1 protein-coding gene is annotated in these 584 nt (G+C 50.5%); it reads left to right on the top strand.

Annotated elements, in window-relative coordinates; genetic code table 11:
- Positions 1–171: 171 nt before the first annotated feature.
- Positions 172–584, top strand: a 413-nt coding sequence (locus AK963_RS30395; protein ID WP_202969972.1) for a phage tail tube protein, incomplete at its 3' end; no start/stop codon positions are given.

The raw sequence follows: 584 nt of genomic DNA, 5'->3' as shown, positions 1-584 counted from the left end.
TATTCACCACGGGGGAGCGGTTGGTACCGGAGGCCCGTAACACCCAGTTCAGTGAAACCCAGTTTGATATCGCCCCCAATCATGGCCAACTCTCCTTTGCAGATATCCAGCTGACCATTGACGTCATTCTCTGATTACTTCCAAAAAAACAACTAAACGCAGGAGCATACTATGTCCACGGTGGATCGTAGCTTTATTGGCGCTGGCAGTATTCATATCCAACCCCATGATCAATCAGCGCCACTACTACCCATTGGCAATGTCAGCGAGTTTACCTTCAGTTTTGAAGAGGATCGCAAGGAACTGAAAAACTACCTGGGTGGCGGAGGTAACCGTAATGTGATCAGTCGGGTGTCGGGCATTACCGCCAGTGTGGTGGCTCATGACTTTACGGCCAGTAATATTTCTCTGGCGTTGCGGGGGACGGTCAACCAGGCAAGCACGACTGCGATTACCGATGAGCCATTGGTTAGCCATGGCGTAGCGGATGAACTGATTCCGTTTAAACGGCTACCGGACCTTAATCAGTCCATCACGGTCAAAGACAGCCTGGATACTACGCTCGTTGCTGGTGATGATTATGA

Source organism: Endozoicomonas atrinae (assembly GCF_001647025.1).
GTDB lineage: Bacteria > Pseudomonadota > Gammaproteobacteria > Pseudomonadales > Endozoicomonadaceae > Endozoicomonas > Endozoicomonas atrinae.
The sequence above is the reverse complement of the archived record's forward strand: the minus strand, read 5'-3'. Positions and strand labels throughout refer to the sequence as shown.